At 70.5% G+C, this 24,273-nt stretch carries 25 protein-coding genes; 14 read left to right on the top strand and 11 right to left on the bottom strand.

Annotated elements, in window-relative coordinates; all coding sequences use genetic code 11:
* Window positions 1-147: 147 nt before the first annotated feature.
* Window positions 148-642 (top strand): ATP-binding protein, encoded by a 495-nt coding sequence (locus OHA61_RS29955; protein ID WP_406305644.1) that lies wholly within the window; start codon window positions 148-150, stop codon window positions 640-642.
* Here the strand turns inward: OHA61_RS29955 and OHA61_RS29960 are convergent.
* Window positions 620-1,153, bottom strand: a complete 534-nt coding sequence (locus OHA61_RS29960; protein WP_406305645.1) for a hypothetical protein — start codon at window positions 1,151-1,153, stop codon at window positions 620-622. The two genes, OHA61_RS29955 and OHA61_RS29960, sit on opposite strands and share 23 nt — an antisense overlap.
* A gap of 82 nt (window positions 1,154-1,235) precedes the next feature.
* On the opposite strand from OHA61_RS29960, the gene OHA61_RS29965 reads away from it, so the two are divergent.
* A complete protein-coding gene (locus OHA61_RS29965) occupies window positions 1,236-2,423 on the top strand; it encodes a cytochrome P450 (protein WP_406305646.1) in 1,188 nt (395 codons plus the stop codon).
* A gap of 218 nt (window positions 2,424-2,641) precedes the next feature.
* Here OHA61_RS29965 and OHA61_RS29970 read toward each other — a convergent pair whose 3' ends face one another.
* A complete protein-coding gene (locus tag OHA61_RS29970) occupies window positions 2,642-3,094 on the bottom strand; it encodes a peptidoglycan-binding protein (RefSeq protein ID WP_406305647.1) in 453 nt (150 codons plus the stop codon).
* Between the two features lie 240 nt (window positions 3,095-3,334).
* Here OHA61_RS29970 and OHA61_RS29975 point away from each other — a divergent pair, with 240 nt between their 5' ends.
* The gene (locus OHA61_RS29975; protein ID WP_406305648.1) at window positions 3,335-4,696 is read left to right on the top strand and encodes an amidohydrolase; all 1,362 of its coding nucleotides are present in this window, start codon (window positions 3,335-3,337) and stop codon (window positions 4,694-4,696) included.
* Window positions 4,697-4,835: 139 nt separating this feature from the next.
* Window positions 4,836-5,285 carry a chaplin gene (locus OHA61_RS29980; RefSeq protein ID WP_406305649.1) on the top strand — a complete coding sequence of 150 codons (450 nt, stop codon included), beginning with the start codon at window positions 4,836-4,838 and terminating at the stop codon, window positions 5,283-5,285.
* On the opposite strand, the gene OHA61_RS29985 is transcribed toward OHA61_RS29980, so the two are convergent.
* The gene (locus tag OHA61_RS29985) at window positions 5,282-5,938 is read right to left on the bottom strand and encodes a DUF2293 domain-containing protein (protein ID WP_406305650.1); all 657 of its coding nucleotides are present in this window, start codon (window positions 5,936-5,938) and stop codon (window positions 5,282-5,284) included. The two genes, OHA61_RS29980 and OHA61_RS29985, sit on opposite strands and share 4 nt — an antisense overlap.
* Window positions 5,939-5,953: 15 nt before the next feature.
* Here OHA61_RS29985 and OHA61_RS29990 point away from each other — a divergent pair, with 15 nt between their 5' ends.
* Window positions 5,954-6,937, top strand: a complete 984-nt coding sequence (locus tag OHA61_RS29990; RefSeq protein ID WP_406305651.1) for a D-2-hydroxyacid dehydrogenase family protein — start codon at window positions 5,954-5,956, stop codon at window positions 6,935-6,937.
* Here the strand turns inward: OHA61_RS29990 and OHA61_RS29995 are convergent.
* Window positions 6,906-7,364 carry a hypothetical protein gene (locus OHA61_RS29995; protein WP_406305653.1) on the bottom strand — a complete coding sequence of 153 codons (459 nt, stop codon included), beginning with the start codon at window positions 7,362-7,364 and terminating at the stop codon, window positions 6,906-6,908. The two genes, OHA61_RS29990 and OHA61_RS29995, sit on opposite strands and share 32 nt — an antisense overlap.
* A gap of 94 nt (window positions 7,365-7,458) precedes the next feature.
* On the opposite strand from OHA61_RS29995, the gene OHA61_RS30000 reads away from it, so the two are divergent.
* The 3 genes from OHA61_RS30000 to OHA61_RS30010 all read left to right on the top strand — a co-directional run bounded on the left by OHA61_RS30000 (window position 7,459) and on the right by OHA61_RS30010 (window position 9,753).
* Window positions 7,459-8,190 (top strand): hypothetical protein, encoded by a 732-nt coding sequence (locus OHA61_RS30000; protein WP_406305654.1) that lies wholly within the window; start codon window positions 7,459-7,461, stop codon window positions 8,188-8,190.
* A 456-nt stretch (window positions 8,191-8,646) separates the two neighbouring features.
* Complete coding sequence (locus OHA61_RS30005; protein WP_406305655.1) at window positions 8,647-9,111, top strand: cupin domain-containing protein; 465 nt, start codon at window positions 8,647-8,649, stop codon at window positions 9,109-9,111.
* A 3-nt stretch (window positions 9,112-9,114) separates the two neighbouring features.
* Entirely contained in the window at window positions 9,115-9,753 is a 639-nt protein-coding gene (locus tag OHA61_RS30010) for a uridine kinase (protein WP_406305656.1), read from the top strand.
* Here the strand turns inward: OHA61_RS30010 and OHA61_RS30015 are convergent.
* From OHA61_RS30015 to OHA61_RS30030, 4 genes are all read right to left on the bottom strand, one after another.
* Window positions 9,726-10,658 (bottom strand): PfkB family carbohydrate kinase, encoded by a 933-nt coding sequence (locus OHA61_RS30015; protein WP_324979145.1) that lies wholly within the window; start codon window positions 10,656-10,658, stop codon window positions 9,726-9,728. The two genes, OHA61_RS30010 and OHA61_RS30015, sit on opposite strands and share 28 nt — an antisense overlap.
* Entirely contained in the window at window positions 10,655-11,557 is a 903-nt protein-coding gene (locus OHA61_RS30020) for a pseudouridine-5'-phosphate glycosidase (RefSeq protein ID WP_406305657.1), read from the bottom strand. The genes OHA61_RS30015 and OHA61_RS30020 overlap by 4 nt, the downstream gene beginning before the upstream one ends.
* 118 nt (window positions 11,558-11,675) lie before the next feature.
* Complete coding sequence (locus tag OHA61_RS30025) at window positions 11,676-12,935, bottom strand: MFS transporter (protein WP_406305658.1); 1,260 nt, start codon at window positions 12,933-12,935, stop codon at window positions 11,676-11,678.
* A 191-nt stretch (window positions 12,936-13,126) separates the two neighbouring features.
* Window positions 13,127-13,657, bottom strand: a complete 531-nt coding sequence (locus OHA61_RS30030) for a methylated-DNA--[protein]-cysteine S-methyltransferase (RefSeq protein WP_406305659.1) — start codon at window positions 13,655-13,657, stop codon at window positions 13,127-13,129.
* A gap of 226 nt (window positions 13,658-13,883) precedes the next feature.
* Between OHA61_RS30030 and OHA61_RS30035 the strand changes: the two genes are divergently transcribed.
* From OHA61_RS30035 to OHA61_RS30055, 5 genes are all read left to right on the top strand, one after another.
* On the top strand, window positions 13,884-14,777 hold the full coding sequence (locus OHA61_RS30035) for an MHYT domain-containing protein (protein WP_406305660.1): 894 nt from the start codon (window positions 13,884-13,886) through the stop codon (window positions 14,775-14,777).
* A 56-nt stretch (window positions 14,778-14,833) separates the two neighbouring features.
* A complete protein-coding gene (gene uvrB, locus OHA61_RS30040; protein ID WP_406305661.1) occupies window positions 14,834-16,954 on the top strand; it encodes an excinuclease ABC subunit UvrB in 2,121 nt (706 codons plus the stop codon).
* Window positions 16,955-17,086: 132 nt separating this feature from the next.
* Window positions 17,087-17,665, top strand: coding sequence for a TerD family protein (locus OHA61_RS30045; RefSeq protein WP_026237542.1), 579 nt, complete (start codon window positions 17,087-17,089; stop codon window positions 17,663-17,665).
* A gap of 120 nt (window positions 17,666-17,785) precedes the next feature.
* Window positions 17,786-19,759 (top strand): TerD family protein, encoded by a 1,974-nt coding sequence (locus OHA61_RS30050; RefSeq protein WP_406305662.1) that lies wholly within the window; start codon window positions 17,786-17,788, stop codon window positions 19,757-19,759.
* Window positions 19,760-19,980: 221 nt separating this feature from the next.
* On the top strand, window positions 19,981-20,988 hold the full coding sequence (locus tag OHA61_RS30055; protein ID WP_406305663.1) for a TerC family protein: 1,008 nt from the start codon (window positions 19,981-19,983) through the stop codon (window positions 20,986-20,988).
* Between the two features lie 91 nt (window positions 20,989-21,079).
* Here the strand turns inward: OHA61_RS30055 and OHA61_RS30060 are convergent, their stop codons facing one another.
* Window positions 21,080-22,126 (bottom strand): S66 peptidase family protein, encoded by a 1,047-nt coding sequence (locus OHA61_RS30060; RefSeq protein ID WP_406305664.1) that lies wholly within the window; start codon window positions 22,124-22,126, stop codon window positions 21,080-21,082.
* A gap of 69 nt (window positions 22,127-22,195) precedes the next feature.
* On the opposite strand from OHA61_RS30060, the gene OHA61_RS30065 reads away from it, so the two are divergent.
* Window positions 22,196-22,888, top strand: coding sequence for an alpha/beta hydrolase (locus OHA61_RS30065; protein ID WP_406305665.1), 693 nt, complete (start codon window positions 22,196-22,198; stop codon window positions 22,886-22,888).
* An 11-nt stretch (window positions 22,889-22,899) separates the two neighbouring features.
* On the opposite strand, the gene OHA61_RS30070 is transcribed toward OHA61_RS30065, so the two are convergent.
* Together OHA61_RS30070 and OHA61_RS30075 are read right to left on the bottom strand one after the other, a co-directional pair.
* Window positions 22,900-23,556 carry an MBL fold metallo-hydrolase gene (locus OHA61_RS30070; protein ID WP_406305666.1) on the bottom strand — a complete coding sequence of 219 codons (657 nt, stop codon included), beginning with the start codon at window positions 23,554-23,556 and terminating at the stop codon, window positions 22,900-22,902.
* Between the two features lie 9 nt (window positions 23,557-23,565).
* Window positions 23,566-24,273 (bottom strand): maleylpyruvate isomerase family mycothiol-dependent enzyme, encoded by a 708-nt coding sequence (locus OHA61_RS30075; RefSeq protein ID WP_406305667.1) that lies wholly within the window; start codon window positions 24,271-24,273, stop codon window positions 23,566-23,568.

Raw genomic sequence — 24,273 nt, forward strand, 5'->3', positions numbered from 1 at the left:
CCACCTCCGACGTGCCCATGCCCAACGCCGCCCTGCGCGCCGCGTCACGCCCGACAACCGGACAGCACGCCTCCGAGCTTGGACAATCACGCTGCGTACCGACAACGCTCCTGTTCAGGTTATGCACGCTCGGCCACGCTGAGTGACGTGAATCACCAAACCGTCAGCACTGAACTCGCCATCCCCACACACCGCTTCACGGTCCGGCTGAGCGCGACCCGCCGTGGCGCCCGTCTCGCCCGGCGTCTCGCCACTCAGCAACTCGACGCCTGGGGATGGCCGTACGACTCCGATTCCTCCCGGACGGCTGCTCTCCTCGTGGCTGAACTCGCCGCGAATGCCATCACGCACGGTCGTGTCCCTGGCCGGGATTTCCGGCTGGGGCTCACTGTCGTCCCTCCTGGCGTGCTGCATGTGGAGGTCAGCGATGCCCGCCGCGACTGCGTGCTGCCCGCGCCGGGTGACCTCGTGTCCGTACCTCTCGACTCCGAGGGTGGTCGCGGCCTGCTTCTCGTCGATGCCCTCGCTGCCGACTGGGGCACCGACCCCAGCGATCCCGTCTTGAAGACCGTCTGGTGCTCGATCGCCCTGGGCCCGAGTGTCACCGGGACCCCGCGGGTCACAGGCCCTTCGCCCACCTGACCAGCGCCGCGAAGTCCTCCTCCCGCAGACCCCGCCTCGGATGGATTCGCAACAGCAGCGCCGGCGCGTCGTGGTGGGCCGCGACGTGCGCCGTGTCCAGGTCCGTGATCATGTCGTCCACCCAGGCGAACGGGCGGCCGGCCGCCCAGTCCAGCAGCGGCCGGGTCTTCCAGTACAGGCCGTCCGGGTCCTCGGCGAAGAGTTCCGGCCACTCGATCACCGGGAGATCGGCGGGAAGGCCGACGCCCGGGGCGATCATGGTGTTCGCCTCGTGCATCCAGGTTGTCGCCCAGGCCAGTTCGAAGGGGAGGCCGGTCAACCGTGGCCCGTGGGCGGGGTTCAGATGGATGCGCAGGCCACGGCGGTGGCTGCGGGAGCCCGGGGGCTGGTGGGAGAGCCAGTACGAGGGGTGCAGGCGGTGCGTCGTATAGCCGCGCAGGCGGGGGAGGCGCGCAGCGTACGGGTTGAGGGGGCCGTCGACGTCGAGAAGGAGCAGCGGGCGATCCGTCATGGGGGAGAACTGCCCTGTGCAGAGGCCGATTACGACAGGTGGCCCATGCAGCTCCACAACGCCGCTTGTCTAGGGTGGAGCCATGGCATTCCATGATCCGACGAGCGAGCTGATGGCCGACCCCTACGGCGTGTACGCGCGGCTTCGCGAGGCCGGGCCCGTCCATCGCATCGCCGGGACTGACGGGCTGCCGGCCTGGTTGGTCACCCGCTACGACGACGTACGCCAGGCACTAGCCGATCCCCGGCTCTCCCTGGACAAGCGCAACGCGGCACCCGGCGGCTACCGGGGGCTCGCGCTGCCGCCGGCGCTGGACGCGAACCTGCTCAACATGGATCCGCCGGACCACACCCGCATCCGGCGTCTCGTGTCCCGGGCGTTCACCCCGCGCCGCATCGCGCAGTTGCGCGAGCCGATCCGGAAAACAGCCGACCAACTGCTGGACGCCATCGGCCCGCACGGCCGCGCCGATCTGATCGTCTCCTACGCCGCGCCCTTGCCGATCAACGTCATCTGCGACCTGCTCGGCGTGGCCCCGGAGGACCGACCAGATTTCCGGGCATGGACCGACGCTCTGGTCGCCCCGGACCCTGCAGAGCCTTCCCGGGCGAAAGAAGCGGTCGGCGGCCTGCTGGCGTTCTTCACCCAACTCATCGCCCGTAAGCGCGCGGAGCCGGCCGACGACCTGCTCTCCGCCCTGATCGCCGTGCGCGACGAGAAGGACCGGCTGAGCGAGGACGAGCTGATGTCCCTGGCCTTCCTCATACTGTTCGCCGGATACGAGAACACCGTCCACCTCATAGGCAACGCCACCCTGGCCCTGCTCAGTCATCCCGACCAGATGGCCGCTCTGCGCGCCGAGCCTGGCCGACTGGGCGGCGCCGTCGAGGAGTTGGCCCGCTACGACGGACCCGTACCGCTGGCCATCCGCCGCTTCCCCACTGAGGACATCGCCATCGGCGGCGTCACGATCCCGGCGGGTGAGACGGTCCTGCTCTCGCTCGCGGCTGCCCATCGTGACCCGCACCGTTTCACCGACCCCGACCCCGACCGCCTCGACATCGACCGCGACGCCACCGGTCACCTCGCGCTCGGCCATGGCATCCACTACTGCCTGGGTGCTCCCCTGGCCCGGATGGAGACCGAGATCGCTCTCGCCGCGCTCCTGGAGCGCTTCCCCGGCCTCACACTCGACACCCCGCCGGGCGGACTGCGGTGGCGGCCCTCGATGCGTTCCCGAGGGCTGATCTCCCTGCCCGTGCGCTACTGAATCTCAGAAGGCGCTACTGAGTCTCAGGGCCTCCGGTCTCACGAGTTGGCTTCAACAACCCTCGTGCTGCACCAGAGGCCCTGGCTTCATGCAAGCCCCAGGCCGAGATCACCTGACCCGGCACCAAGTTCGATCAGAACCGTCCTCATGATCGAAAGGAGACCACGGGACTGAAGAACGCCTACGCGGTGCAGATCGTCGTCCGTCGCGACGGGTGGTCAGCACCAGCCTCCGCCGAGGTAGGAGAACGCCTTCCAGGCGGCCCTGGTCTTGGTTCCGGCGATGCCGTCGATGCCGCCGGTGTCGTAGCCGATGTAGGTGAGGAAGCGCTGGAGGCCGCGGATGGTATTGGGGCCGACGACGCCGTCGACGGTTCCGGCATTGAATCCGCGGTCGTTGAGGAAACGCTGCCAGGCTTTCCAGCTGTTGGAGCCGAGCTGGCCGTCGATCGCACCGGGGCTGAATCCGGCGTCGCGGACGTAGCACTGAACGCTCTTGGCTTCGGTGGTGGTGAGGCCGAGGTTGTTGACGGCCTGGATGGTGACGGTCTGCGTGGGGACCTGCTGGGCGGGTGCGGCGGTGGCTGTGGTTGCGCCGGCGAGGGTGCCGATGCTGAGGGCGGCGGCTGTAAGGGTCCCTAACAGCGCTTTCGTGAGCGTGTTCGATGTCATGTGCGTTTTCCCCCAATACGAGAGTGACTGGGACGTCGACGACGCTACCGTCGGCCGTTTGTGAACCAGTGGTGCCGGTTGTGAGGGTTTCGATGGGTCTGGTCAAGCGGGCAACCAAACAGTGCGCCGAGACGCGTAATTCGTCCGGAAACAACCCGCGCGAGCGCATTCCTCGACCCGTACGCGGGCAGAGCCCGATCAAACGACTGGGAGCCCCCAGGACGTCAGAGGGAGGACCGGATGGTTACCGCGGACGCCGGCCGGCCCGCCGATCTTGTGATCGAGGGGTGCATCGCCCTCGTACACGGCGAGCAGGGCGAGATCTACTTCGTAGAGGACGCGGCCGTCGTCGTCCGGGGCCCGGTCATCGGGGCCGTCACCTCCGCGCGGGCCGCCGCCGAAGTCCCGGCCGTCGAGCGCATCGACGGCCGTGGACAGCTCGCCATGCCGGGGCTGATCAACTGCCACACCCACTCGCCGATGGTCGCCCTGCGCGGAATTGCCGAGGACATGCCGGTGGAGGAGTGGTTCAACGACTGGATCTGGCCCATCGAGTCCAACCTCACCGACCGGGTCGTCGAGCTGGGGGCGCGGCTCGCCTGCGCCGAGATGATCAGGGGCGGGGTGACGACTTTCGCCGACCACTACTTCTCGATGGACAAGGTCGCCGCCGCGGTGCAGGACAGTGGGCTGCGGGCCAGTCTCGGCTGGGCGTACTTCACCAGCCAGGGTGCCGAGGGGCGCGAGCGGTCGCTCGACTTCGCGCTGCGGATGCGGGGTGCGGCCGACGGGCGGATCACCACAGCACTGGCTCCCCATGCCCCGTACACCGTCGACGACGACGATCTCGGGGCCACCGCCGCGCTCGCGCGAGAGCACGGGCTGCTGGTGCACATCCACGCCGCCGAGAACAGGGCGCAGACCGACAACAGCCTTGCGCGGTGCGGGCGTACGCCCGTCGAGGTGCTGGAACGGGCCGGCCTGCTGGATGTGGATGTGCTCATCGCACACGGAACCGGGATCACCGAGAAGGACCTGCCCGTGCTGCGGCGGGCCGGTGGGCGGATCGCGGTCGCCAGCGCGCCCAAGGGGTATCTCAAGTTCGCCTGGGACACGACGCCGATCCGTGCGCTCGCGTCCGCCGGGATTCCCGTCGGGCTCGCCACGGACGGGGCTGCGTCGAACAACACCCTCGATGTGTGGGAGAGCATGGCGCTCACGGCGCTGGTGCAGAAATCCGTCGAGGGTGACCCGGGCTGGCTGACCGCCCGGCAGGCGCTCTATCACGCCACCACGCAGAGCGCGCGGGCCATCGGGCTCGGAGAACAGATCGGCGCGCTCGCGCCCGGGCGGCGGGCGGATCTGATCCTGGTGGATCTCAGCGGGCCGCACACGCAGCCGCTTCACGACATCGCGGCGACTCTGGTACACAGCGCACGCTCCGCGGATGTACGCACCACAGTCGTCGACGGGCGGGTGCTGATGCGGGACCGGCGGCTGCTGACGGTCGACGTGCCCGCCGTCGCGGCCGAACTCGCCGAGCGGCTGCCTGCGTTGACCGAACGCCGCAAGTGCTGGCGTGTCCAGGACTACAACGGGTAGTCCGCGCCACGCGGGAAAGTTCGATAAGCCGTCCACTCGATTGAGTGAAAGAATGATGTGCCATAACCCGAATGGCCTCATGGGCGTTGGTTCGGGTGCGGGCGAGTGCCCGCGAACTTCTCCTGAAGGCAGAAAACCCATGAGGCAGGTTCACCGAAGGGCTCTGGCCACCGTAATGCTCACGGGTGGCGCGCTCGCCGTGGCCGGGTATGCGCACGCCGACTCCAACGCGGACGGCGGTGCGGCTCGTTCGCCCGGGCTGCTGACCGGCAACACGGTGCGGCTTCCGGTGAATGTCCCGGTCAACGTCTGCGGGAACACCGTCAATGTCGTCGGAGCGCTCAACCCGGCCGCCGGGAACTCCTGCGCCAACACCCCCGGCAAGCCGCCAGTCCGCCCGCGGCCCGCCACCCCGCCGAAGCCCGCCGCGCCCCGCACCTCTACACCACCCCAGACGCCTGAACCCCCGGTGCGCCTCGCAGACACCGGCGCCGGACCGGGGGTCGCGCTCGTCGCGCCCGCGGGTGCCGCCCTGCTGCTCGGCGGCATCGTCCTCTACCGCCGCGCCCGATCCGCCGACACCCGCTAAGGCTCAGGCCGGGACCAGGACGCGAGTACCCCCTCGATCACCGCCGCCACCCGCGCCCGCGCCTCGTGGCGGGCGACACCAGACATCAGCAGGGCGTCGTACTCCGTGTCGAGATGCCGTACGGATGCCCGCACCGCGGCCGTGAGCGCCCCCTCCTCCAGGGAACGGCCCGCCGCGGTGCGGCCCACCCTCCCGCTGCCGCGTGCCGAAGCGTGCGCCGCGACATCCTGGGCCCGCGCGGGCGGACAGCCCGGGAACAGCCGCAGGATCTCCGCCGCGAACGAGGCCGTGAACCGCACATCCTCGGCAGCCCGGCGCACCGCGTCCCGCTCCCGGCGCCGCGCCCGGGCGTCCGCGTCGGCCAGGCACGCCGACTCGGCGCGGGCCAGCGCCGCCTCCTCGACGAGCAGCCCCTGGCGTTCGTACCGCTTGCGGCGGCGGCTGAAGCGGACCACGACCGCGCACAGCGAACTCGCCTCGCGGGCACGCCGGGTGAGTGCCGCGCTGCCCCGCGGCAGGAATACGAGATGAGCGAGGTCGGCGCAGTCCAGGCAGATGGGCGCGTTGAACTCCAGCAGATGCATGGGCAGCGGCCCCTCACGGCACTCCGCGCAGTGCCGCCCTTTCAGCGGCTGGATCACGACCAGGTCCATGTACGCTCCGCTCCCATGACGCTCCGCTGTGCCGTACTCGACGACTACCAGGATGTCGCGCTCTCCATGGCCGACTGGGCCGCCCTCGCCCCCGCTGTCGAAGTCCGGTCACTGCAAAGCCACTTCACCTCCGAGGACGAGCTGGCCGAAGCCGTCGGCGACTGCGAGATCCTGGTCGCGATGCGCGAGCGGACCCCCTTCCCCGAGTCGCTGTTCGCCCGCCTGCCGCGCCTTGAGCTGCTGATCACCTCCGGCATGCGCAATGCGTCGATCGACCTCGACGCCGCCGCCCGGCACGGTGTCACCGTGTGCGGCACCGCCAGCAGCTCCGAACCGCCCGCCGAGCTGACCTGGGCGCTGATTCTCGGTCTTGCGCGCCATGTGGTGGAAGAGGGCTCGGCCCTCCGTCAGGGCGGCACCTGGCAGTCCACGATCGGCACCGATCTGCACGGCCGCCGCCTCGCGCTCCTCGGCCTCGGAAAGATCGGCGCGAAAGTCGCCCGCGTCGGACAGGCCTTCGGCATGGACGTCATGGCCTGGAGCCAGAACCTCAGCCAGGAGCGGGCCGCCGAGACCGGAGTCGTACGCGCCCGTTCCCTGGACGAGTTGCTCGAAGCCGGTGACGTCGTCTCCGTACACCTGCAGCTCAGCGACCGCACCCGCGGGCTGATCGGCGCGAGCGAGCTCAAGCGGATGCGGCGTACGGCCCTTCTCGTCAACACCTCGCGGGCCGCCATCGTCGACCAGACGGCGCTCGTCCGCGCGCTGCACGACGGCTGGATCGCCGGAGCGGGATCGGACGTCTTCGAGCACGAGCCGCTGCCCGCCGACGATCCGCTGCGCACCGCGCCGAACTTCCTCGGGCTGCCGCACCTCGGCTACGTCACCCGGCGCAACTACGAGGGGTACTTCCGGGGGGCCGTCGAGGACATCGCGGCCCATCTCGCAGGCCGGCCCGTCCGGATGCTCAGCGCACGCCCGGCGCCGCCGCACCGATGAACTCGGACAGCGTCTCGCGGGCCTGCTCCGAACGCTGCGAGCGGTCCGCCTCGTCCGGTGCCTCGTGCATGCAGTTCGTCACCTCGAAGGCGGACGCGGCCAGTTCGAGCGCCTGGGCGTCGTCGCAGACCAACTGGACGCGGATCAGCGCCTGATGGGCGGTGGAGCGCAGCCGGTAGGAGTCGATGCGCGCCCCCTCGGCCACCGCGCTTCCCGGTGACTCTTGGGCCCGGTGCCAGCGGTCGTTCTGGCCGCGCCGGTAGTCGACGAGCGCACCGGCGAAGGCGCTGTAGGCGGAGATCCGCTCCTGGCGCAGCTGTTCGGCGCGGCTGAGGGCGGCGGTGCGCTCGGCCGTGTGGCGCTGGAAGAAGTGCGTGGCCACCGAGCCGAGCAGCGTGCCGATGACTGCGATGACGGCTGTCTCCATGGTGCGTACTCCCCGAGGGATCTGAGCCGGTGACGAAGGTGAGGGATGAATAATCGTTCGAGTGGGCGTGAGCCGTCTTGGTACCTTGATCGACGTGGCGAAACTCAATCAGATCATCGCAGTCGAGAAAGGCGTCAAGTCCAAGGCGCACCAGGACCTGACGGCCGCCCACCACGGGCTCCAGAAGCCCGCGCTGCTGGCCGGAATCTCGCGTACGTACCAGGCCAAGGACGAGGAGGGCGAGCAACTGCCGCCCGAGTCCACGCGAGTCCAGGTCAAGGCCGAGGACGTGCTGCGCGAGACCGCGAAGACGCTGACCCGGCTGTTCGACGTGACCGCCACGAAGGACTGGGCCAACTGCGCGGCGCGTGCCGATGTGACCGTGGACGGACGCGTTCTGGTGAGTGATGTGCCGGTCGCGTATCTCCTCTTCCTGGAGAAGCAGCTCACGGACATCAACACCTTTGTGCGCAAGCTCCCGGTGCTCGACGCCTCGGAGTCGTGGACGCAGGACCCGTCGACGGACGCCTGGAAGACCGAGGCGGTGCGCACGCTCCGCACGAAGAAGGTGCCGCGCAACCACGTGAAGGCCGAGGCGACGGAGAAGCACCCGGCGCAGGTCGAGGTGTACTACGAGGACATACCGGTCGGTTACTGGACGACGGTGAAGTTCTCCGGAGCGCTGCCGGCCCGGCGGACCAACGAGTTGCTGGAGCGGGTGGAGAAGCTCCAGCAGGCCGTGAAGTTCGCCCGCGAGGAGGCCAACGGCGCGGAGGTCACCGACCAGCGGGTGGGTGACGCCGTGTTCGGCTACCTGTTCGGGTAGCCTCAATGACTCCCCGTCCGCCTGTGTGCGGGCGGGGTGCGCGAGGAGCGCAAGCTGAAACTGAAGCTTGTCGTGACTGAGCGGTTCCAGTGGAGGTTCGAGTCCTCCCCGCGGCATTTTCCGTAACGACGGGCCGCGGTAGCCCAACTCGGCAGAGGCAGACCGCGATCAATCTCAGACTATTGCTCCAGACTCAGCATTCGCCGCCGATCGCCGGATCGACCGGGCCCAGGCCCCGGTGCGTCGAAATGCCGGTTCAAGTCCGGCCCGCGCAGCTCGATGTGCGGTGGTCCAAAGGCAGGACGCGGCGACATGATGACTGACCTGGGTTCTCAAGCGTGCCGGCGTGCGACATGGGCGGCATCACAGGGCTCGGGGGCCGGCTACGCCCCCGGGCCCGCTCCTGTTTCCGGTACGTTGGGCCCGTTTTGGCGACGTGGCTGACTGGAGGATTCCATGGGCTTCAAGGACAGAACGCGCACGGCGATGGTCCTGGTCGGGTGCCTCGCGGCGATCGCGACCGTGCCGTCCGCGGCGAACGCCACGCCCGGCAGCGGCGTTTCGGGCACGATCCTCGCCCAGGGCGTCTCGGACGGGACCCTCAAGCTGAAGGCCAAAGGGAAGACGGATGTGGTCGTACGGACGATCACGATCGCCCCGGGCGGCTCCACCGGCTGGCACTCGCACGCCGGGCAGGTTCTCGCCGTCGTCAAGTCCGGGACGCTTACCCGGACTCTGGACGACTGCTCCGTCGAGGTCACGACTGCCGGCAAGGCCTTCGTCGAGCCGTCCGGGCCGCGGCACCGGCACATCGGGCGCAATCTGGGCAGCGAGCCGCTGGTGCTGTATGTGACCTATCTGCTGCCCAAGGGCAGCCCGTTGTCGAACGACGCGGACGCGCCGCCGTGCGCCGGTAAGTAGGCCATGAGATTCGAGGCGATCACCTGGGAACGGCTGGACGGGGCCATCGCCGACAAGGCGATGGAGGCCAAGGCCGAGGACGGTGGTTCCCGGCTGCGGATCGGCATCGACGGAGCGCCCGCCGCGCACACCGGGGAGCTTGCCGGACGGATCGGGGAGGCGCTGCGCGTGCGCGGGCGCAGCGTCCTCGTCGTCGGGACCGAAGGGTTCCTGCGGCCCGCCTCGCTGCGGTTCGAGTACGGGCGCGAGGACCCCGAGACGTACTACAGCGGCTGGTACGACACCGGGGCGCTGTGGCGGGAGGTCTTCGGGCCGCTGGAGGCGGGCGGCAGCGGGCGGGTGCTGCCCGATCTGTGGGACCCGGTGAGCGACCGGGCCACCCGCAGCGCGCACATCGAACTCCCGCCCGGCGGGGTGCTGTTGCTGCACGGTCCTTTCCTGCTCGGGCACTGGTTCCCGTTCGATCTGAGCGTGCATCTGCGGCTGTCGCCCGCGGCGCTGCGGCGGCGTACGCAGGAGAGCGAGCGCTGGACACTGCCCGCCTTCGAGCGGTACGAGGACGAGGTGGGACCCGGGGACGTGGCCGATGTGCTCGTACGGGCCGATGATCCGCGTCACCCCGCATGGGGCGGCCTGCGCTGATCCGGCCTGCCGCCGGTCAGCGTCACCGCATCCGCGCCGGCCCGGCAGCCCTCGGCCGCGGCCGTCGCCGCGTCCGCACCCGCGAGCCGGGCGGCGAGGAACGCGCCCGTGAAGGCGTCGCCCGCGCCCGTCGAGTCCACCGCTTCGGCAGGGACGGACGGGACATGGGCCGTGACGGTGCCCGACTCCGCGATCAGGGCACCGCCGGCACCCAGTGTCACGACGGTGAGCGGGACATGGCGGCTCAGCTTCGCGGCGGCGTCCGCCGGGTCCGGCAGGCCGGTCAGCAGGCGGGCCTCGTCGGCGTTGGGAACGAGGATGTCCGCACCGGAGAGAGCCGCCAGCATCCGGTCCACGCCCAGCACGGAGATGAAGCCCGCCGATGCCGGGTCGACGCTCACCGGGATGCCGAGCGCCCGCGCCGACTCCAGGGCGAGCAGGGCCAGTCGGCGGCTGGTGTCGGCGAAGAGCAGATAGCCGGACAGATGCAGATGACCGACCCCGCCGAGCAGCGACGGCGACCAGTCGGCGGGGGACAGGCGCAGCACTGCGCCGCTGTCGGTGAGGAAGGTCCGCTCGGCGCTCTCGTCGACGAGGGCGATGACCGTGGCCGTCGGGGCCTCGGCGTCCGGGACGAGGAGCGGCCCTACGCCGGCGGCCCGCAGCCGCGCGTCGTGCCAGCCGGCCTCCTCCTGGCCGACCCGCGCCAGCAGCCGTACGTCCCGGCAGCCCCAACGCGCCGCCCAGCAGGCGACGTTGGCTCCCGCACCGCCCGGCAGGATACGGATCGCGGCCGCCGTGTCCGTCCCCTTGGCGAGCGGCGTCCGATGCCGGGCCACCACGTCGGTGACCACATCTCCGATGACGAGCAGGGCATCGGCGCCCGCGGCCCCTGGCACCGTCACAGCGCCGCCGCGATCCGCGCCGCCAGCCGCACATTCCCGCGCACTGCCGCCACATTCGCCTCCAGCGAGGCCCCCTCCGTGCGCCGCATCAGATAGTCGAGCAGGAAGGGCGTCACGGCCTGGCCCCCGATGCCCCGCTCCCGGCACTCGTCGAGCGCCTCGGCCAACACCCGGTCGTGCAGCACCGGATCCAGCTGCTCCGTCTCCGGGACGGGATTCGCGACGATCAGCGCGGCGTCCGGCCCGCCGAGCGCGTCCGAGGCACGGATCACGTCGGCCACCTCCTGCGGTGTGCCGACGGTCCAGTCGACCGGCTGTCCGGAGGAGGTCAGATAGAAGCCGGGGAACTCCCGCGTGCCATATCCGAGAATCCCGACGCCCAGGGTCTCCAGCCGCTGCAGCGTCGCCGGAACGTCAAGCACCGACTTCACGCCCGCGCACACCACCGCGATCCGGGTCTGTGCGAGCAGCCGCAGATCCGCCGACTCGTCCTGCGTCTCGGTCCACTCGCGGTGCACGCCGCCCAGGCCGCCGGTCGCGAAGACCCGGATCCCGGCCCGCGCCGCGAGGAACGCCGTCGCCGAGACGGTCGTCGCCCCGCTCACCCCCGCAGCCAGCGCCGGCGCAAGATCCCGGTGCCCCAGCTTGCGTACGTCCTCGTCTCCCGCGACCCGCTCCAACTGTCCTTTGTCCAGGCCGATATGGACAGTGCCGTCGAGCACGGCGACCGTCGCGGGGACGGCGCCCTCGGAGCGTACGAGCCCCTCAAGCTCCTCGGCGACGGCCAGATTGCGCGGGTGCGGCAGCCCGTGCGCGATGATCGTCGACTCCAGGGCCACGACGGGCCGGTGCGCGGCGAGCGCTTCCTGTACTTCCTCGGTCACTTCGGTCAGCAGCATGTCCCCATCCCTGGCACAGGAGTGCGGCGTCCAAACCCGTGGCCGGGAGGCTTGCTGTGGGAAGTTCCCTGTCAGCTGTGAGCCCCGGCTGCCGGTGCCCGCGCCTCGTGGCCCTGGGTCAGCTGAGCGCCCTGCGTACGGCCAGGGCCGCCATCGGCAGCAGCAGGCAGGCGCCGACCACGTTCAGCCAGCCGTAGCTCGCCTGGGCGACGATCAGCCCGGCCGCGGCGCCGCCGATGCCCGCCGAGGTGTTCATGGTCAGGTCGGACAGGCCCTGTACGGCGGCGCGGGCGGGCTGCGGCACCGAATCGGTGAGCAGCGTGGAGCCGGAGACCAGGCCCGCGGACCAGCCGAGACCGAGAACGAAGAGCCCGGCGGCGGTCTGGCCGTGGCTCGCCCCGGCCGTGCCGGCGAGCAGTGCGGCCAAGGAGAGCAGCCCGGCCGCCAGACCGATCACGGCGAGCCTGCCGATACGGTCCGCCAGCCAGCCCATCACCGGTGAGAACGCGTACATGCCCGCGATATGGGCGCTGATCACCAGGCCGATCAACTCGATGCCCGCGCCGTGGTGGCTGAGCGCCACCGGGGTCATCGACATGATCGACACCATCGCGGTGTGCGAGGCGGCGACGGTGACCAGCGCGAGCCGTGCCATCGGCGACTCGCGGACCGCCCGCATCCCCGCCCGCAGGGAACGCCCCTCGGGGGAGCGGTCGGCCGGGGACAGCGCCCGCGCCGTCAGCAGCGGATCGGGGCGCAGCAGGACGAGCACCAGAACCGCGGAGACGAGGAACACCCCGGCCGCCCAGACGAAGGGGCCCGCGGCCGCCGGTATGCCGAGCCCCGAGACGCTGCGGCCCGCGGGCGCGGCGATATTGGGGCCGAGTACCGCGCCGATCGTGGTCGCCCAGACGACATTGGAGATGGCCCGGGCCCGCCGCTCGGGCTCGGCCAGGTCGGCGGCGGCGAAGCGCGCCTGAAGATTCGCCGACGAACCGGCGCCGAAGGCGGCCATGCCGAGCAGCAGCAGCGGAAAGTTGTCGACGACGGCGGCCAGCACGACCACGACCGCGCCCAACGCGCCCAGCAGATACGCCAGTACGAGCCCGGGCCGTCGCCCGCGGGCAGTCATCAGCGCGGCCAGCGGCATGGACAGCACCGCGGTCCCGGTCACGGTCGCGGTCGGCGCGAGACCGGACAGCGCCTCGGTGCCGCTCACCTGCTGCGCCAGCACGGTGGCCAGCGCGATGCCGGTCGCGACGCCGAGCCCGCCCAGTATCTGGCTGGCTATGAGCACGGCGGTGATACGCCGCCGCAGCGCGGGCAGCTCGTCCGCCGTCACCGGTGCGAGCGGGGCGGCCTTGTCGAGCGCCGTCACCGCGTACGTCCAGGCTGGGGAGCGTGAGCGAAGACGTCCGGTGTTTCGGATATGTCGGGTGCGTCAGGGCTGGTGGTCACTGGCGCAGTGTGTCAGCCCGTACGCACGTCCGAAACCGTGTTCTGCTCGGGTCCGCCTCGGCCGCCGGAGGGCGAGGCGGGCGGCGGCCGGGGCGGGCCGTGCCCGCCGGCTCAGAACAGCGGCTCGGGCAGTACGCCCTCCAGGGCCAGCAGCCTCCGCTTGGTCTCCAGGCCGCCCCCGAAGCCTCCGAGCCCCCCTCCCGTCTCCACCACCCGGTGGCACGGCACCACGACCGGCAGCGGATTGGACCCCATCGCCGCGCCCACCGCCTGCGCCGCGCCCGGCTCGCCCACCCGGGACGCCAGGTCGCCGTACCCGACGACCGCGCCGTACGGCACGCTCTTGGCCAGCTCCCGCAGCACCTGCCGGTTGAAGCCGCCGGACAGCGACCAGTCCAGCGGCAGATCGAACTCCCGCAGCCCGCCCGTGAAATACGCCTCCAGCTGACGTATCGGCTCGGCCAGCAGGCCTGTCGCGTCCTCGACCGGCTCGGCGGCCAGTCGCCCCGCCAGCCGTGCGAGCGCTCTGTCCCGTACCGCGGGGTCCGCATGGAAGACCACGCTCACCAGACCCTCGTCGGTCGCGGCGAGCAGCAGCGGTCCGATGTCCGTGTCCACGACGGTCCACTCGAAGCTCTTCATGCCGACCACCGTACGACCGGCCACTGACAACGCCGGTTCGGTCCAGCGCGTCCACACCCGCCGTGAGAACCTGAACGGATCCACCCAGAACGCATCAGGTGACGGTTTCCGAGTCGACAAATCTCTGTTCAAATGTTTGCTAACCATTGCGGGAGCCCTACTCTCGCCCCCACCGGACGTTCCGTCAGGGATCGCGGGGATCACAAGGAGCGAAGGGCGTAACCGGATGCAGGGGACTGTCGACGGATTCAGCTATGGCTTCGTCACGCCCGTGGCGGCCTACCTCATGGCATGCCTCGGCGGTGCCCTCGGCCTGCGCTGCACCACCAGATCCGTCCGCAACCGGCGCTCCTTCAAGCCGGGCTGGCTCGCCCTGGGCGCCACCGCGATCGGCTCGGGCATCTGGACCATGCACTTCGTCGCGATGATGGGCTTCACCGTCGCCGAGGCCCCCATCAGTTACGACAGAACGACGACATTCGCCAGCCTCGCCGTCGCGATCGTCATGGTGGGCATCGGGATCTTCATCGTGGGCTACCGCGGCGCGACCCCGATGGCGCTGGTCACCGGCGGCACGATCACCGGCCTCGGGGTGGCAACCATGCACTACCTCGGCATGGCCGGTATGCGCCTGGACGGGCAGCTCGAGTACGACACCCTGACCGTCGCCCTCTCCGTGGTGATCGCCGTCGTCGCCGCCACCTCCGCCCTCTGGGCGGCCGTGTCGGTCCATGGCTTCCCGGCGAGCCTCGGCGCCAGCCTCGTGATGGGCATCGCGGTGAGCGGCATGCACTACACGGGGATGGCGGCGGTCAGTGTCCACCTGCACACCGCGGCCGGCTCCGCGGGAGGCGACGAGCCCGCCACGCTGCTCGCGCCCATGCTCGTCGGCCCGGTCGTCTTCCTGCTCCTCGCCGGAGTCGTGGTGATGTTCGACCCGCTGCTGGTGATGGGCGAGCCGGACTGGAGGCCCCTCGACCCCGCCGCCATGCGCCCGGGAGTGCCCGCCCAGCGCACCAGGACGGCGAACGGGCAGTCCACGGCCTGGGCCGCCGACCGTTCCCCGCGCCGCGAGCCCTCGCGCTCCCGCCAGGGCTCCCGCGACCGATGGCCCCGGTGACCCGCTGAGCGCCTGATCCGCTCCCGGCTGTCAGTGGTGGGTCGTACGGTGGTTCCATGCGGCCCGTTTCCCAGATCGAACGCACGGTGGCGCCCTTCGAGGTCGTCAGTTCCTACCAGCCCAGCGGTGACCAGCCGACGGCCATCGACGACCTGGAGCGGCGTATCCGCGCAGGTGAGAAGGATGTCGTCCTGCTCGGCGCGACCGGCACCGGAAAGTCGGCGACCACCGCCTGGATGATCGAGAGGCTTCAGCGCCCCACTCTGGTGATGGCGCCGAACAAGACGCTTGCCGCCCAGTTGGCGAACGAGTTCCGCGAGCTCCTGCCCAACAATGCGGTGGAGTACTTCGTCTCGTACTACGACTACTACCAGCCCGAGGCGTACGTCCCGCAGTCGGACACCTACATCGAGAAGGACTCCTCGATCAACGAGGAGGTCGAGCGGCTGCGCCACTCCGCGACGAACTCCCTGCTCACCCGGCGCGACGTGATCGTGGTCGCCTCCGTCTCCTGCATCTACGGCCTCGGCACCCCGCAGGAGTACGTCGACCGGATGGTGTCCCTCAAGGTCGGCGACGAGATCGACCGCGACCAGCTGCTGCGCCGCTTCGTCGACATCCAGTACACGCGCAACGACGTGGCGTTCGCGCGCGGCACCTTCCGGGTCCGCGGCGACACCATCGAGATCTTCCCGGTCTACGAGGAGCTCGCCGTCCGCATCGAGATGTTCGGCGACGAGATCGAGGCGCTGTCCACCCTCCACCCGCTCACCGGCGAGATCATCAGCGAGGACCAGACGCTGTATGTCTTCCCCGCCAGCCACTACGTGGCGGGCCCGGAGCGCATGGAGAAGGCCGTCAACGGCATCGAGAAGGAACTCGAGGAGCGCCTCGCCGAGCTGGACAAGCAGGGCAAGCTGCTGGAGTCCCAGCGGTTGCGGATGCGTACCACCTACGACATCGAGATGCTGCGCCAGATCGGCTCCTGCTCCGGAGTCGAGAACTACTCGATGCACTTCGACGACCGCGAGCCCGGCACCGCGCCCAACACCCTCATCGACTACTTCCCCGAGGACTTCCTGCTGGTCATCGACGAGTCGCATGTGACCGTGCCCCAGATCGGCGCGATGTACGAGGGCGACGCCTCCCGCAAGCGCACGCTCGTCGACCACGGCTTCAGGCTTCCCTCCGCGCTCGACAACCGCCCGCTGAAGTGGGAGGAGTTCCAGCAGCGGATCGGCCAGACCGTCTATCTCTCGGCCACCCCCGGCAAGTACGAACTCTCGCGCGGCGACGGCTTCGTGGAGCAGATCATCCGCCCCACGGGCCTGATCGACCCGGAGGTGGTCGTCAAGCCCACCGAGGGACAGATCGACGACCTGGTGCACGAGATCCGCGAGCGCACCGAGAAGGACGAGCGCGTCCTGGTGACCACCCTCACCAAGAAGATGGCCGAGGACCTCACCGACTACTTCCTCGAACTGGGCATCCAGGTCAGATACCTGCACAGCGACGTCGACACCCTGCGCCGCGTCGAGTTGCTGCGCGAACTGCGCTCCGGTGAGTACGACGTCCTGGTCGGCATCAACCTGCTGCGTGAGGGCCTCGACCTCCCCGAGGTCTCCCTGGTGGCCATCCTCGACGCCGACAAGCAGGGATTCCTGCGCTCTGGCACCTCGCTGATCCAGACCATCGGCCGCGCGGCGCGCAATGTCTCCGGCCAGGTCCACATGTACGCGGACACCGTCACCCCGGCGATGGCGCAGGCGATCGACGAGACCAACCGCCGCCGGGAGAAGCAGGTCGCCTACAACACCGAGCGCGGCATCGACCCGCAGCCGCTCCGTAAGAAGATCAACGACATCGTCGCGACCATCGCGCGCGAGGAGATCGACACCGAGGAGCTGCTCGGCACCGGCTACCGGCAGGCGAAGGCAGAGAAGCCCGGCAAGGGCGCCAAGGCCCCCGTCCCGGCGCTCGGCAAGAGCGCGGGCCGGAAGGGCGAGGTGCTCACCGACCGCCCCGCTGCCGAACTGGCCGGGATCATCGAGGAGATGACCGACCGGATGCGGGCGGCGGCCGCCGACCTGCAGTTCGAGATCGCCGCGCGGCTGCGCGACGAGGTGGGCGAGCTGAAGAAGGAGCTGCGCCAGATGAAGGAGGCGGGCCTTGTCTGACCTCCGCACCCGGTGTGTGTTTCAAGAGCGACACAAAAACGAGCCAATTGTGATGCGCCAGTGGCGCCCTTGCGTAGGGTGCTCAACAACCGCACATATGGGCGGCAGCTATTCGGGAGAAGGGGACAGCGCGTGACGGTCAACATGACCAAGGGTCAGGCCATCAGCCTGCAGAAGAGCGACGGGGGCACCCTCACCGCGGTGCGGATGGGGCTCGGCTGGCAGGCGGCGCCGCGCCGCGGTCTGTTCGGCTCGCGCACGCGCGAGATCGACCTGGACGCGTCGGCGGTGCTGTTCGCCGACAAGCAGCCGGTGGACGTGGTCTTCTTCCGCCACCTCGTCAGCGACGACGGTTCGGTCAAGCACACCGGCGACAACCTGGTCGGCGGCGCGGGCTCGGGCGGCGACGACGAGGCGATCCTCGTCGACCTGCAGCGGGTGCCGGTCCACATCGACCAGATCGTCTTCACGGTGAACTCCTTCACCGGCCAGACGTTCCAGGAGGTGCAGAACGCCTTCTGCCGCATCGTCGACGAGACCAACGGCCAGGAGCTCGCCCGCTACACGCTCGACGGCGGCGGCCAGTACACCGCGCAGATCATGGCGAAGGTGCACCGGGCCGGCGGCGGCTGGCAGATGACGGCTCTGGGCAACCCGGCCAACGGCCGTACCTTCCAGGACCTGATGCCGTCGATCCTGCCGCACCTGTAGGCACGGCTCGTACGGAAGTCGTACGGAAGGCGCGTACGGAAGACTCGCAGCTCCCGGAGGCAACAGGCCGCCGGGAGCTGCACACTTACCACCACCGCACAGCACTGAGGGGACAGAGCGATGACGGCCGAGCTGGTCCGGGGGCAGAACCACCCCTTGCCCGACACCCGCCTGCAGATCCGGGTGTCGGCCGGCCACCCGGTCGTCGCCTGCGCCACCTGCTCGGACGCGCAGGGGACCGTACGCGACGAATGGATAGCGCACCCCGGCGTACCCACCGTGCCCGGGGTCGAGGTGCCCCGAAGTGCCACCGAGGCGCCGCGGTTCACCGTCGACCTGGACGCGGTGCCCGAGGCGGTGCACCAGGTCAATGTGCTGCTCGCGCTCCCCGAAGGGGCAGGCGGCCCGGCCCACTTCGGCGCCACCGCGGCTCCCTTCCTGGCTGTCACCGGCCGGGACGACGCCGAGCTGGCCAGCTTCACCATCACCGGTCTGGACATCGAGACCGCGCTCGTCGCCGTCGAGTTGTACCGGCGCCAGGGCGCCTGGAAGGTCCGCGCGGTGGGCCAGGGATACGTCGGTGGGCTCGCGCAGCTGCTGGCCGACCAGGGGCTGGCCAAGGCCACTGAGACGGCCGCGGACATCCAGGGGGCGGCGGGCGCACAGCGCGCGCCTCGGGCCGAACCCGCGCAGTTGCGGACGAGCGCCGCCGACGGCGCGTATCTCAGGCCCGACCTGGCGCGGCCCGACCAGACGCCCGCGCCCGGCCCCGACGCCACGCGCCCCGACGGCCTCACGACCCCCGGCCGGCAGCCGGCCTCCACGGGCCCCCAGCAGACGCCCACGCCCGATGCCCCGCAGACACCGGGCGGGCCCGTCAACTACGCGCACCCGCGCCGCCAGTCGGTCGCGCCCCCGCCGCCGCCCCCGGCTGCCCCGCCCGCCCGGCCCGGGCAGCCCGCCGCGCCCGTCGCGGGCGATGCCACCGGCTGGTCCATGGAGGAGCGGCTCTACAACCAGATCTGGGGCATGTTCGAGGACATGGCCCGCAGCGTCGCCGCGTATCGCAGCGCCGTCGACTTCGCCGAGACCCGGATGGACCAGGAGCTCGACCAGGCGCTTTCCGACCCGCGCAGCCGTATCGGGAGCGCCGGGGACGCGGCCCGCGAGGCGGCCCGCGTCAAGTGCGAGCAGCTGACCGACCAGGCCCGCCAGGCCCTCGACCGCGACCTGGCCCAGCTCAGCGCCGAGTCCGATGTCGTCGAGCCCGCGCTGCCGCCCGCCTTCGCCCGCTGGGACAACCCCGCCTGGCACGCGTACCGCGTCCCGATGGAGGTCCCGATGGCGCTGCGCCTCGGCGATCTCCGTCTGCCCGAAAGCCCGGAGTTGCAGATTCCGCTCCTGGTGCGGCTGCCGCTGGAGCGCGGGCTGTGGGTGGACAGCGGACGCACCGGTTCCGAGGCCGCGATGACGCTGGACGAGGGGCAACTGCGCAGGCTCGCCATGGACAGCGCGGTCGCGCACGCGGCCCGGCTGCTCGCGGTCTATCCGCCCGGCGACTTCACGGTCCATGTCATCGACCCGGCGGGCGCGGCGACCGCCTCGCTCGCCCCGCTGGTCGACACCGGGGTCCTCGCCGGGCCGCCCGCAGCCGGCGCCCAGGGCGTGAGCGCCACGCTGGCCACGCTCACCCAGCGGGTGGACCTGGTGACCATGGCGGTCCGCGGCGGCGCGGCCGACGCGCTCCCGCCCGACCTGGACACGGCGGAGCAGCTGCTGATCGTCAACGACTTCCCGCACGGCTTCGACGACCGCGCGGTCACCCAGCTCCGCTATCTCGCCGACGAGGGCCCGGCCGTCGGCGTCCATCTCCTGATGGTCGCGGACCGCGAGGACGCGAGTGCGTACGGCCCGGTCCTCGACCCGCTCTGGCGCTCCCTGCTGCGCATCACCCCGGTCCCGGACGACCACCTGGCCGATCCGTGGGTCCGCCACGCCTGGACCTATGAGCCGCTGACGGTCCCGCCGGGCAGCGACGTGCTGACTCAGGTGCTGGGCAAAGTGTCCGCCGCCCGCCGCGAATGGGGCCGCTGACCTGCGTACTTGAAGCCCGCTTTACCGAGCCCTTTACCTTCCCTTGGGTATTCCTGTACTCTTCTTTGGGCGGAGGGGAGTACTCCCGGATGCGGCGTTCCCGTCAGTACGGACCGGTATCGGTCCCGGGGCGCCGGCCCGCGGCGGGAGAGACCGCCCGGGCGGAGGAGACCTCCGGCAGCGACGACGCTGATCAGTAGCCGTACGACGCCGGAGGCGCAGTGGACGTTTCATGGAACCTGTGGGTGCTGACCATTCTTGGTCTGAGCGCCCTGATCGCAATCGACTTCTTCATCGGGCGCAAGCCGCATGACGTGTCGATCAAGGAAGCCGGGATCTGGACCGTCGTCTGGATCGTCCTGGCCGCCCTCTTCGGCCTTGGCCTGCTGGTGTTCGGCGGGAGTCAGGCGTCGGGCGAGTTCTTCGCGGGCTTCATCACCGAGAAGTCGCTCAGCGTCGACAATCTCTTCGTCTTCGTCCTGATCATGGCGAAGTTCTCGGTGCCCTCCCACCTCCAGCAGCGCGTACTGCTCGTCGGTGTACTGATCGCCCTCGTCCTGCGTGCCATCTTCATCGCTGCGGGCGCCGCGATCATCGCCAGCTTCGCGTGGGTCTTCTACATCTTCGGCGCGTTCCTGATCTACACGGCCTGGAAGCTCATCCAGGAGGCGCGCTCGGACGACGGCGAGGAGGAGTTCGAGGAGAACCGCCTGCTGAAGTCCATCGAGAACCGCTTCGGGGTGGCCGACAAGTACCACGGCACCAAGCTCTTCATCCGCAACAACGGCAAGCGGGTGCTGACCCCCCTGATGGTGGTCATGCTCGCCATCGGCACCACCGACGTGCTGTTCGCGCTGGACTCCATACCGGCGATCTTCGGCCTGACGCAGGACCCGTACATCGTCTTCACGGCGAACGCCTTCGCGTTGATGGGTCTGCGCCAGCTGTACTTCCTCATCGGCGGACTGCTCCGGAAGCTGGTCCACCTCAGCTACGGCCTGTCGGTGATCCTCGGCTTCATCGGAGTCAAGCTGGTGCTCCATGCCCTGCACGAAAGCGGGGTGCATGTCCCCGAGATCTCGATTCCGTTCTCGCTGGCGGTCATCTGCGGCGTGCTGATCGTCACCACGATCACGAGCCTGATCGCCTCCAAGAGGCAGGCGGCACGGGACGCGGCGGACTCGGCCCAGGGGGCCGAGGCGGAGCAGAAGGACAGCGTCGAGGCCTGACGCCTCTCGCCGGGTGACGTTCGCCCGGAGGCTCTCGCCCGGCGGGTGCGGACTGCCAACGCCGTTGCGCACCCGCCGGGTTCGCCGGCTCTCAGTACGTCACGGTGATCCGGCGGGCGGGACCGTCCACGCGGACCAGCCCACCGTAGGGGATGACGAGCTGCGGGTCCGTGTGCCCGAGGTCCACATCGAAAACGGCCATTGTCCGCGGGGCGTACGCGGCCAGCGCCCGCAGTACCGCCTCGCGCTGCCCGGAGGCGTAACGCGCCGCCGAGGCAGGGTTGTTCGGCAGTGCGAACGACCAGGTCTTGGGACGGCCCATCAGCAGCGCGGGGAACTGTCGCAGCAGGCCGCGCTCGCCCATGTTCCGCAGAATCCAGAACACCTCCTCGGCGCGCGGCAGTTCCTCCGATGTCTCCAGAAACAGCACGCAGCCCTCGTAGGCGGCGGGGTCGGGCAGGATCTCCCGGTCCGCCATCAGCAGCCAGGAAAGAATCTCCAGATTGCCGCCCCAGCTACGGCCTTCCACCACCTGCCGCGGCCCGTGCCAGCTCCAGCCGCTCCCGGGCCGGGTCTCCGGCTCCGCGGTGAACGTCGCCGGATCGGCCCAGTCGCGATCCACATCGCCGAACCGCTCGGCGGGGCGCAGCTCGTAGGGCCCCGAAGTGAACAGCGCGGCCCGCAGTGACTCGGTTGTCAGCTCAGCCATCGCTCCGGGCCGGCCCAGCTCCGTCATCACGCTCGCGCCGTGGTAGCCGACGATCCCGGTGTTCCACAGCCAGACCAGCAGATTCGTGTTGTCGCTGAAGCCGAAGAAGGGTTTGGGGTTGTCGCGGATCAACTCCCGGTCCAGCAGCGGCAGCACGGTGATCTGGTCGTCTCCGCCGATGGACGCCATCACCGCGCGGATGGACGAGTCCCTGAAGGCGGCGTGGATGTCGTCGGCCCGTTCCTGCGGTGTCGCCCCCATCTTCCGGGTCGCCGGGAACTCCACCGGTATGAGCCCGAAGTCCTTCTCCAGCCGCTCGAGTCCGAGCTCGTACGGAAGGGGCAGCAGCCCGGGCAGACCGCTGGACGGCGAGATCACGGCGATACGGTCGCCGGGACGGGGTTTCGGGGGACAGGCGGGCTCCGTCATGATCGGGAGGGTAATCGGGCGGAGACGCCCCAGGACATCGGTTTACGGACCGCGACCGGCGAGGATCATGTGAGACCCAGAAGTACACGGCCCGAGCGGTCGCCCGCGCCCGCGCTGCGGCTCGACCGGGCCGCGGAGCCGCCGCGGGCTGCCGTACTGCTGCTGCACGGCGGCCGGGCCGACGGCCTGGAGCCGCCCCCGGTATGGAATCCGCCCGGTGCCCGGATGCGCCCCTTCGCCCGGGCGATCGCGCGTGCCACTGACGGCCACGATGTCGTGCTCGGACAGGTCCGCTACCGCCACCGCGGCTGGAACGGAACGCGCGCCGACGCCGGGCATGACGCACTGCGCGCCCTGGACGAACTGGCTTTCCTGACCGGTCCCGTGCCCGTCGTCCTCGTCGGCCACTCGATGGGCGGGCGGGCGGCCCTGCATGCCGCGGGCCATCCCCTGGTCGAGGCCGTGGTCGGGCTCGCTCCGTGGTGCCCGGAGGGAGAACCGGTGGAGCACCTGGCCGGGAAACGCGTCGTCCTGGTGCACGGGGACCGCGATCGCGTGACGAACCCGCGCGACTCCTGGCAACTCGCGGACAGGGCGCGCGCCGCCGGAGCCGAGTCCTGCGCACTGCGGATGCCCGGCGGCGACCACGCCATGCTCCGCGGAGCCCGCACCTGGCACACGCTCGCCGCGCGTCTGGTCACCGGGCTGCTGCGTCTCGAGCCACTGCCGCCGACGGTCGCGGACAGCTTCGCCACCCCGTAGGGGGTGGCCGGCTACCAGCCGCGCTCGCGCCACTGAGGCAGCTGCGGCCGCTCGTCGCCCAGTGTCGTGTCCTTGCCGTGGCCCGGGTAGACCCAGGTCTCGTCCGGCAGTTGGTCGAAGAGCTTGGTCTGGACGTCGTTGATCAGGCTGGCGAAGGCCTCGGGGTTCTGGTGGGTGTTGCCGACGCCACCGGGGAAGAGACAGTCGCCGGTGAACAGGTGCGGGGGACCGTGCGGGTCGTCGTAGATCAGGGCGATGGAGCCCGGGGTGTGGCCGACGAGACGGCGGGCCGTCAGCTCGACGCGGCCGACCCTGATCGTGTCCCCGTCCTCGACCGGTACGTCGGTCGGGACGGGGATGCCCTCCGCGTCGTACCGTCCGGCATAGGTGCGGGCGCCGGTCGCTTCGACGACCTGGGCCAGCGCCTGCCAGTGGTCGGCATGGCGGTGGGTGGTGACGACGGACGCGATGGAGTCGTCACCGATCAGATGGAGCAGGGTCTCGGGCTCGTTGGCCGCGTCGATCAGCAGCTGCTCGCCGGTGGTCCGGCAGCGCAGCAGATAGCTGTTGTTGTCCATCGGGCCGACCGCGACCTTGGAGATCATCAGGTCCGTCAACTCGTGCACGTCAGCCCGGCCGCCGACCTTCACCACTCCGCTGTACGTCATGGAATCAGCCTATAGCGGGGGCAGCTTCGGCAGCAGGGCTCCGGCTGTGTCCAGGCCCGTCCCCTCGCGCCGTCCGGCGAGCCAGCCGAGCAGGGCGGCGGCGGGGCCGGTGACGGTGACGGGAGCACCTTCCGTTCCGCCCGTGTGCCACTCGCCGGCGTCCTTGGCGCCCGGTTCCCTGTCGCTCGCGACGATCCGGGTCGGCGGGACGTCCGGGCGGCCGGAGAAGCGCTCGCTGAGGAAGGAGATCTCCCGGTCGGTGAAGTCCGGGGGCAGATCCTCCAGCTCGTAGCCGATGCCCAGATCGACATGGTGGAGCTCGACCTCGACGAGGCGGCGGAAGGGGACGCGAGCCGCGGCATCGGTGATGCCGTTGCGCAGCTCGACGGTTCGGCTCCAGTCGGCGGGGACCTCACCGGCGGCCTGGAAGGCGGCGGCGGTGTCGCGTACGTCCGCGAGCTGTGCGGCGGGCGGGCGGGGCGCGTCGCGCTCGATGTCCGCCTCACGTGCCTCGCCGCTGACATACATCGGGCGGCCCGCGAGAACATTTACGAGCGCTTCGGCGTTACGGGACAGGTGGGCCAGTACGTGGCCGCGGCTCCAGCCCGGGAGCCGGGACGGTCCGGCCACGGCCGCGTCGTCGAGAGCGGCGGCTGCGGTGAGGAGCCGATCGGTGGCTTCGCGTACAGAGGCCAGGTCGCGCAAGGGATCGATCAT

This window comes from Streptomyces sp. NBC_00885, from assembly GCF_045207475.1.
Lineage (GTDB): Bacteria > Actinomycetota > Actinomycetes > Streptomycetales > Streptomycetaceae > Streptomyces.

What these genes read in the sequence shown, in the direction of transcription:
- OHA61_RS29985 (WP_406305650.1), bottom strand. Translation starts at nt 5,938, where the DNA reads ATGGACCTGGTCGTGATCCAGCCGCTGAAAGGGCGGCACTGCGCGGAG.
- OHA61_RS30010 (WP_406305656.1), top strand. Translation starts at nt 9,115, where the DNA reads ATGAGATTCGAGGCGATCACCTGGGAACGGCTGGACGGGGCCATCGCC.
- OHA61_RS30035 (WP_406305660.1), top strand. Translation starts at nt 13,884, where the DNA reads ATGCAGGGGACTGTCGACGGATTCAGCTATGGCTTCGTCACGCCCGTG.
- OHA61_RS30070 (WP_406305666.1), bottom strand. Translation starts at nt 23,556, where the DNA reads ATGACGTACAGCGGAGTGGTGAAGGTCGGCGGCCGGGCTGACGTGCAC.
- OHA61_RS29980 (WP_406305649.1), top strand. Translation starts at nt 4,836, where the DNA reads ATGAGGCAGGTTCACCGAAGGGCTCTGGCCACCGTAATGCTCACGGGT.
- OHA61_RS29990 (WP_406305651.1), top strand. Translation starts at nt 5,954, where the DNA reads ATGACGCTCCGCTGTGCCGTACTCGACGACTACCAGGATGTCGCGCTC.
- OHA61_RS30050 (WP_406305662.1), top strand. Translation starts at nt 17,786, where the DNA reads ATGACGGCCGAGCTGGTCCGGGGGCAGAACCACCCCTTGCCCGACACC.
- OHA61_RS29965 (WP_406305646.1), top strand. Translation starts at nt 1,236, where the DNA reads ATGGCATTCCATGATCCGACGAGCGAGCTGATGGCCGACCCCTACGGC.
- OHA61_RS30060 (WP_406305664.1), bottom strand. Translation starts at nt 22,126, where the DNA reads ATGACGGAGCCCGCCTGTCCCCCGAAACCCCGTCCCGGCGACCGTATC.
- uvrB (WP_406305661.1), top strand. Translation starts at nt 14,834, where the DNA reads ATGCGGCCCGTTTCCCAGATCGAACGCACGGTGGCGCCCTTCGAGGTC.
- OHA61_RS29995 (WP_406305653.1), bottom strand. Translation starts at nt 7,364, where the DNA reads ATGGAGACAGCCGTCATCGCAGTCATCGGCACGCTGCTCGGCTCGGTG.
- OHA61_RS29975 (WP_406305648.1), top strand. Translation starts at nt 3,335, where the DNA reads ATGGTTACCGCGGACGCCGGCCGGCCCGCCGATCTTGTGATCGAGGGG.
- OHA61_RS30030 (WP_406305659.1), bottom strand. Translation starts at nt 13,657, where the DNA reads ATGAAGAGCTTCGAGTGGACCGTCGTGGACACGGACATCGGACCGCTG.
- OHA61_RS30020 (WP_406305657.1), bottom strand. Translation starts at nt 11,557, where the DNA reads ATGCTGCTGACCGAAGTGACCGAGGAAGTACAGGAAGCGCTCGCCGCG.
- OHA61_RS30005 (WP_406305655.1), top strand. Translation starts at nt 8,647, where the DNA reads ATGGGCTTCAAGGACAGAACGCGCACGGCGATGGTCCTGGTCGGGTGC.
- OHA61_RS29970 (WP_406305647.1), bottom strand. Translation starts at nt 3,094, where the DNA reads ATGACATCGAACACGCTCACGAAAGCGCTGTTAGGGACCCTTACAGCC.
- OHA61_RS29960 (WP_406305645.1), bottom strand. Translation starts at nt 1,153, where the DNA reads ATGACGGATCGCCCGCTGCTCCTTCTCGACGTCGACGGCCCCCTCAAC.
- OHA61_RS30075 (WP_406305667.1), bottom strand. Translation starts at nt 24,273, where the DNA reads ATGATCGATCCCTTGCGCGACCTGGCCTCTGTACGCGAAGCCACCGAT.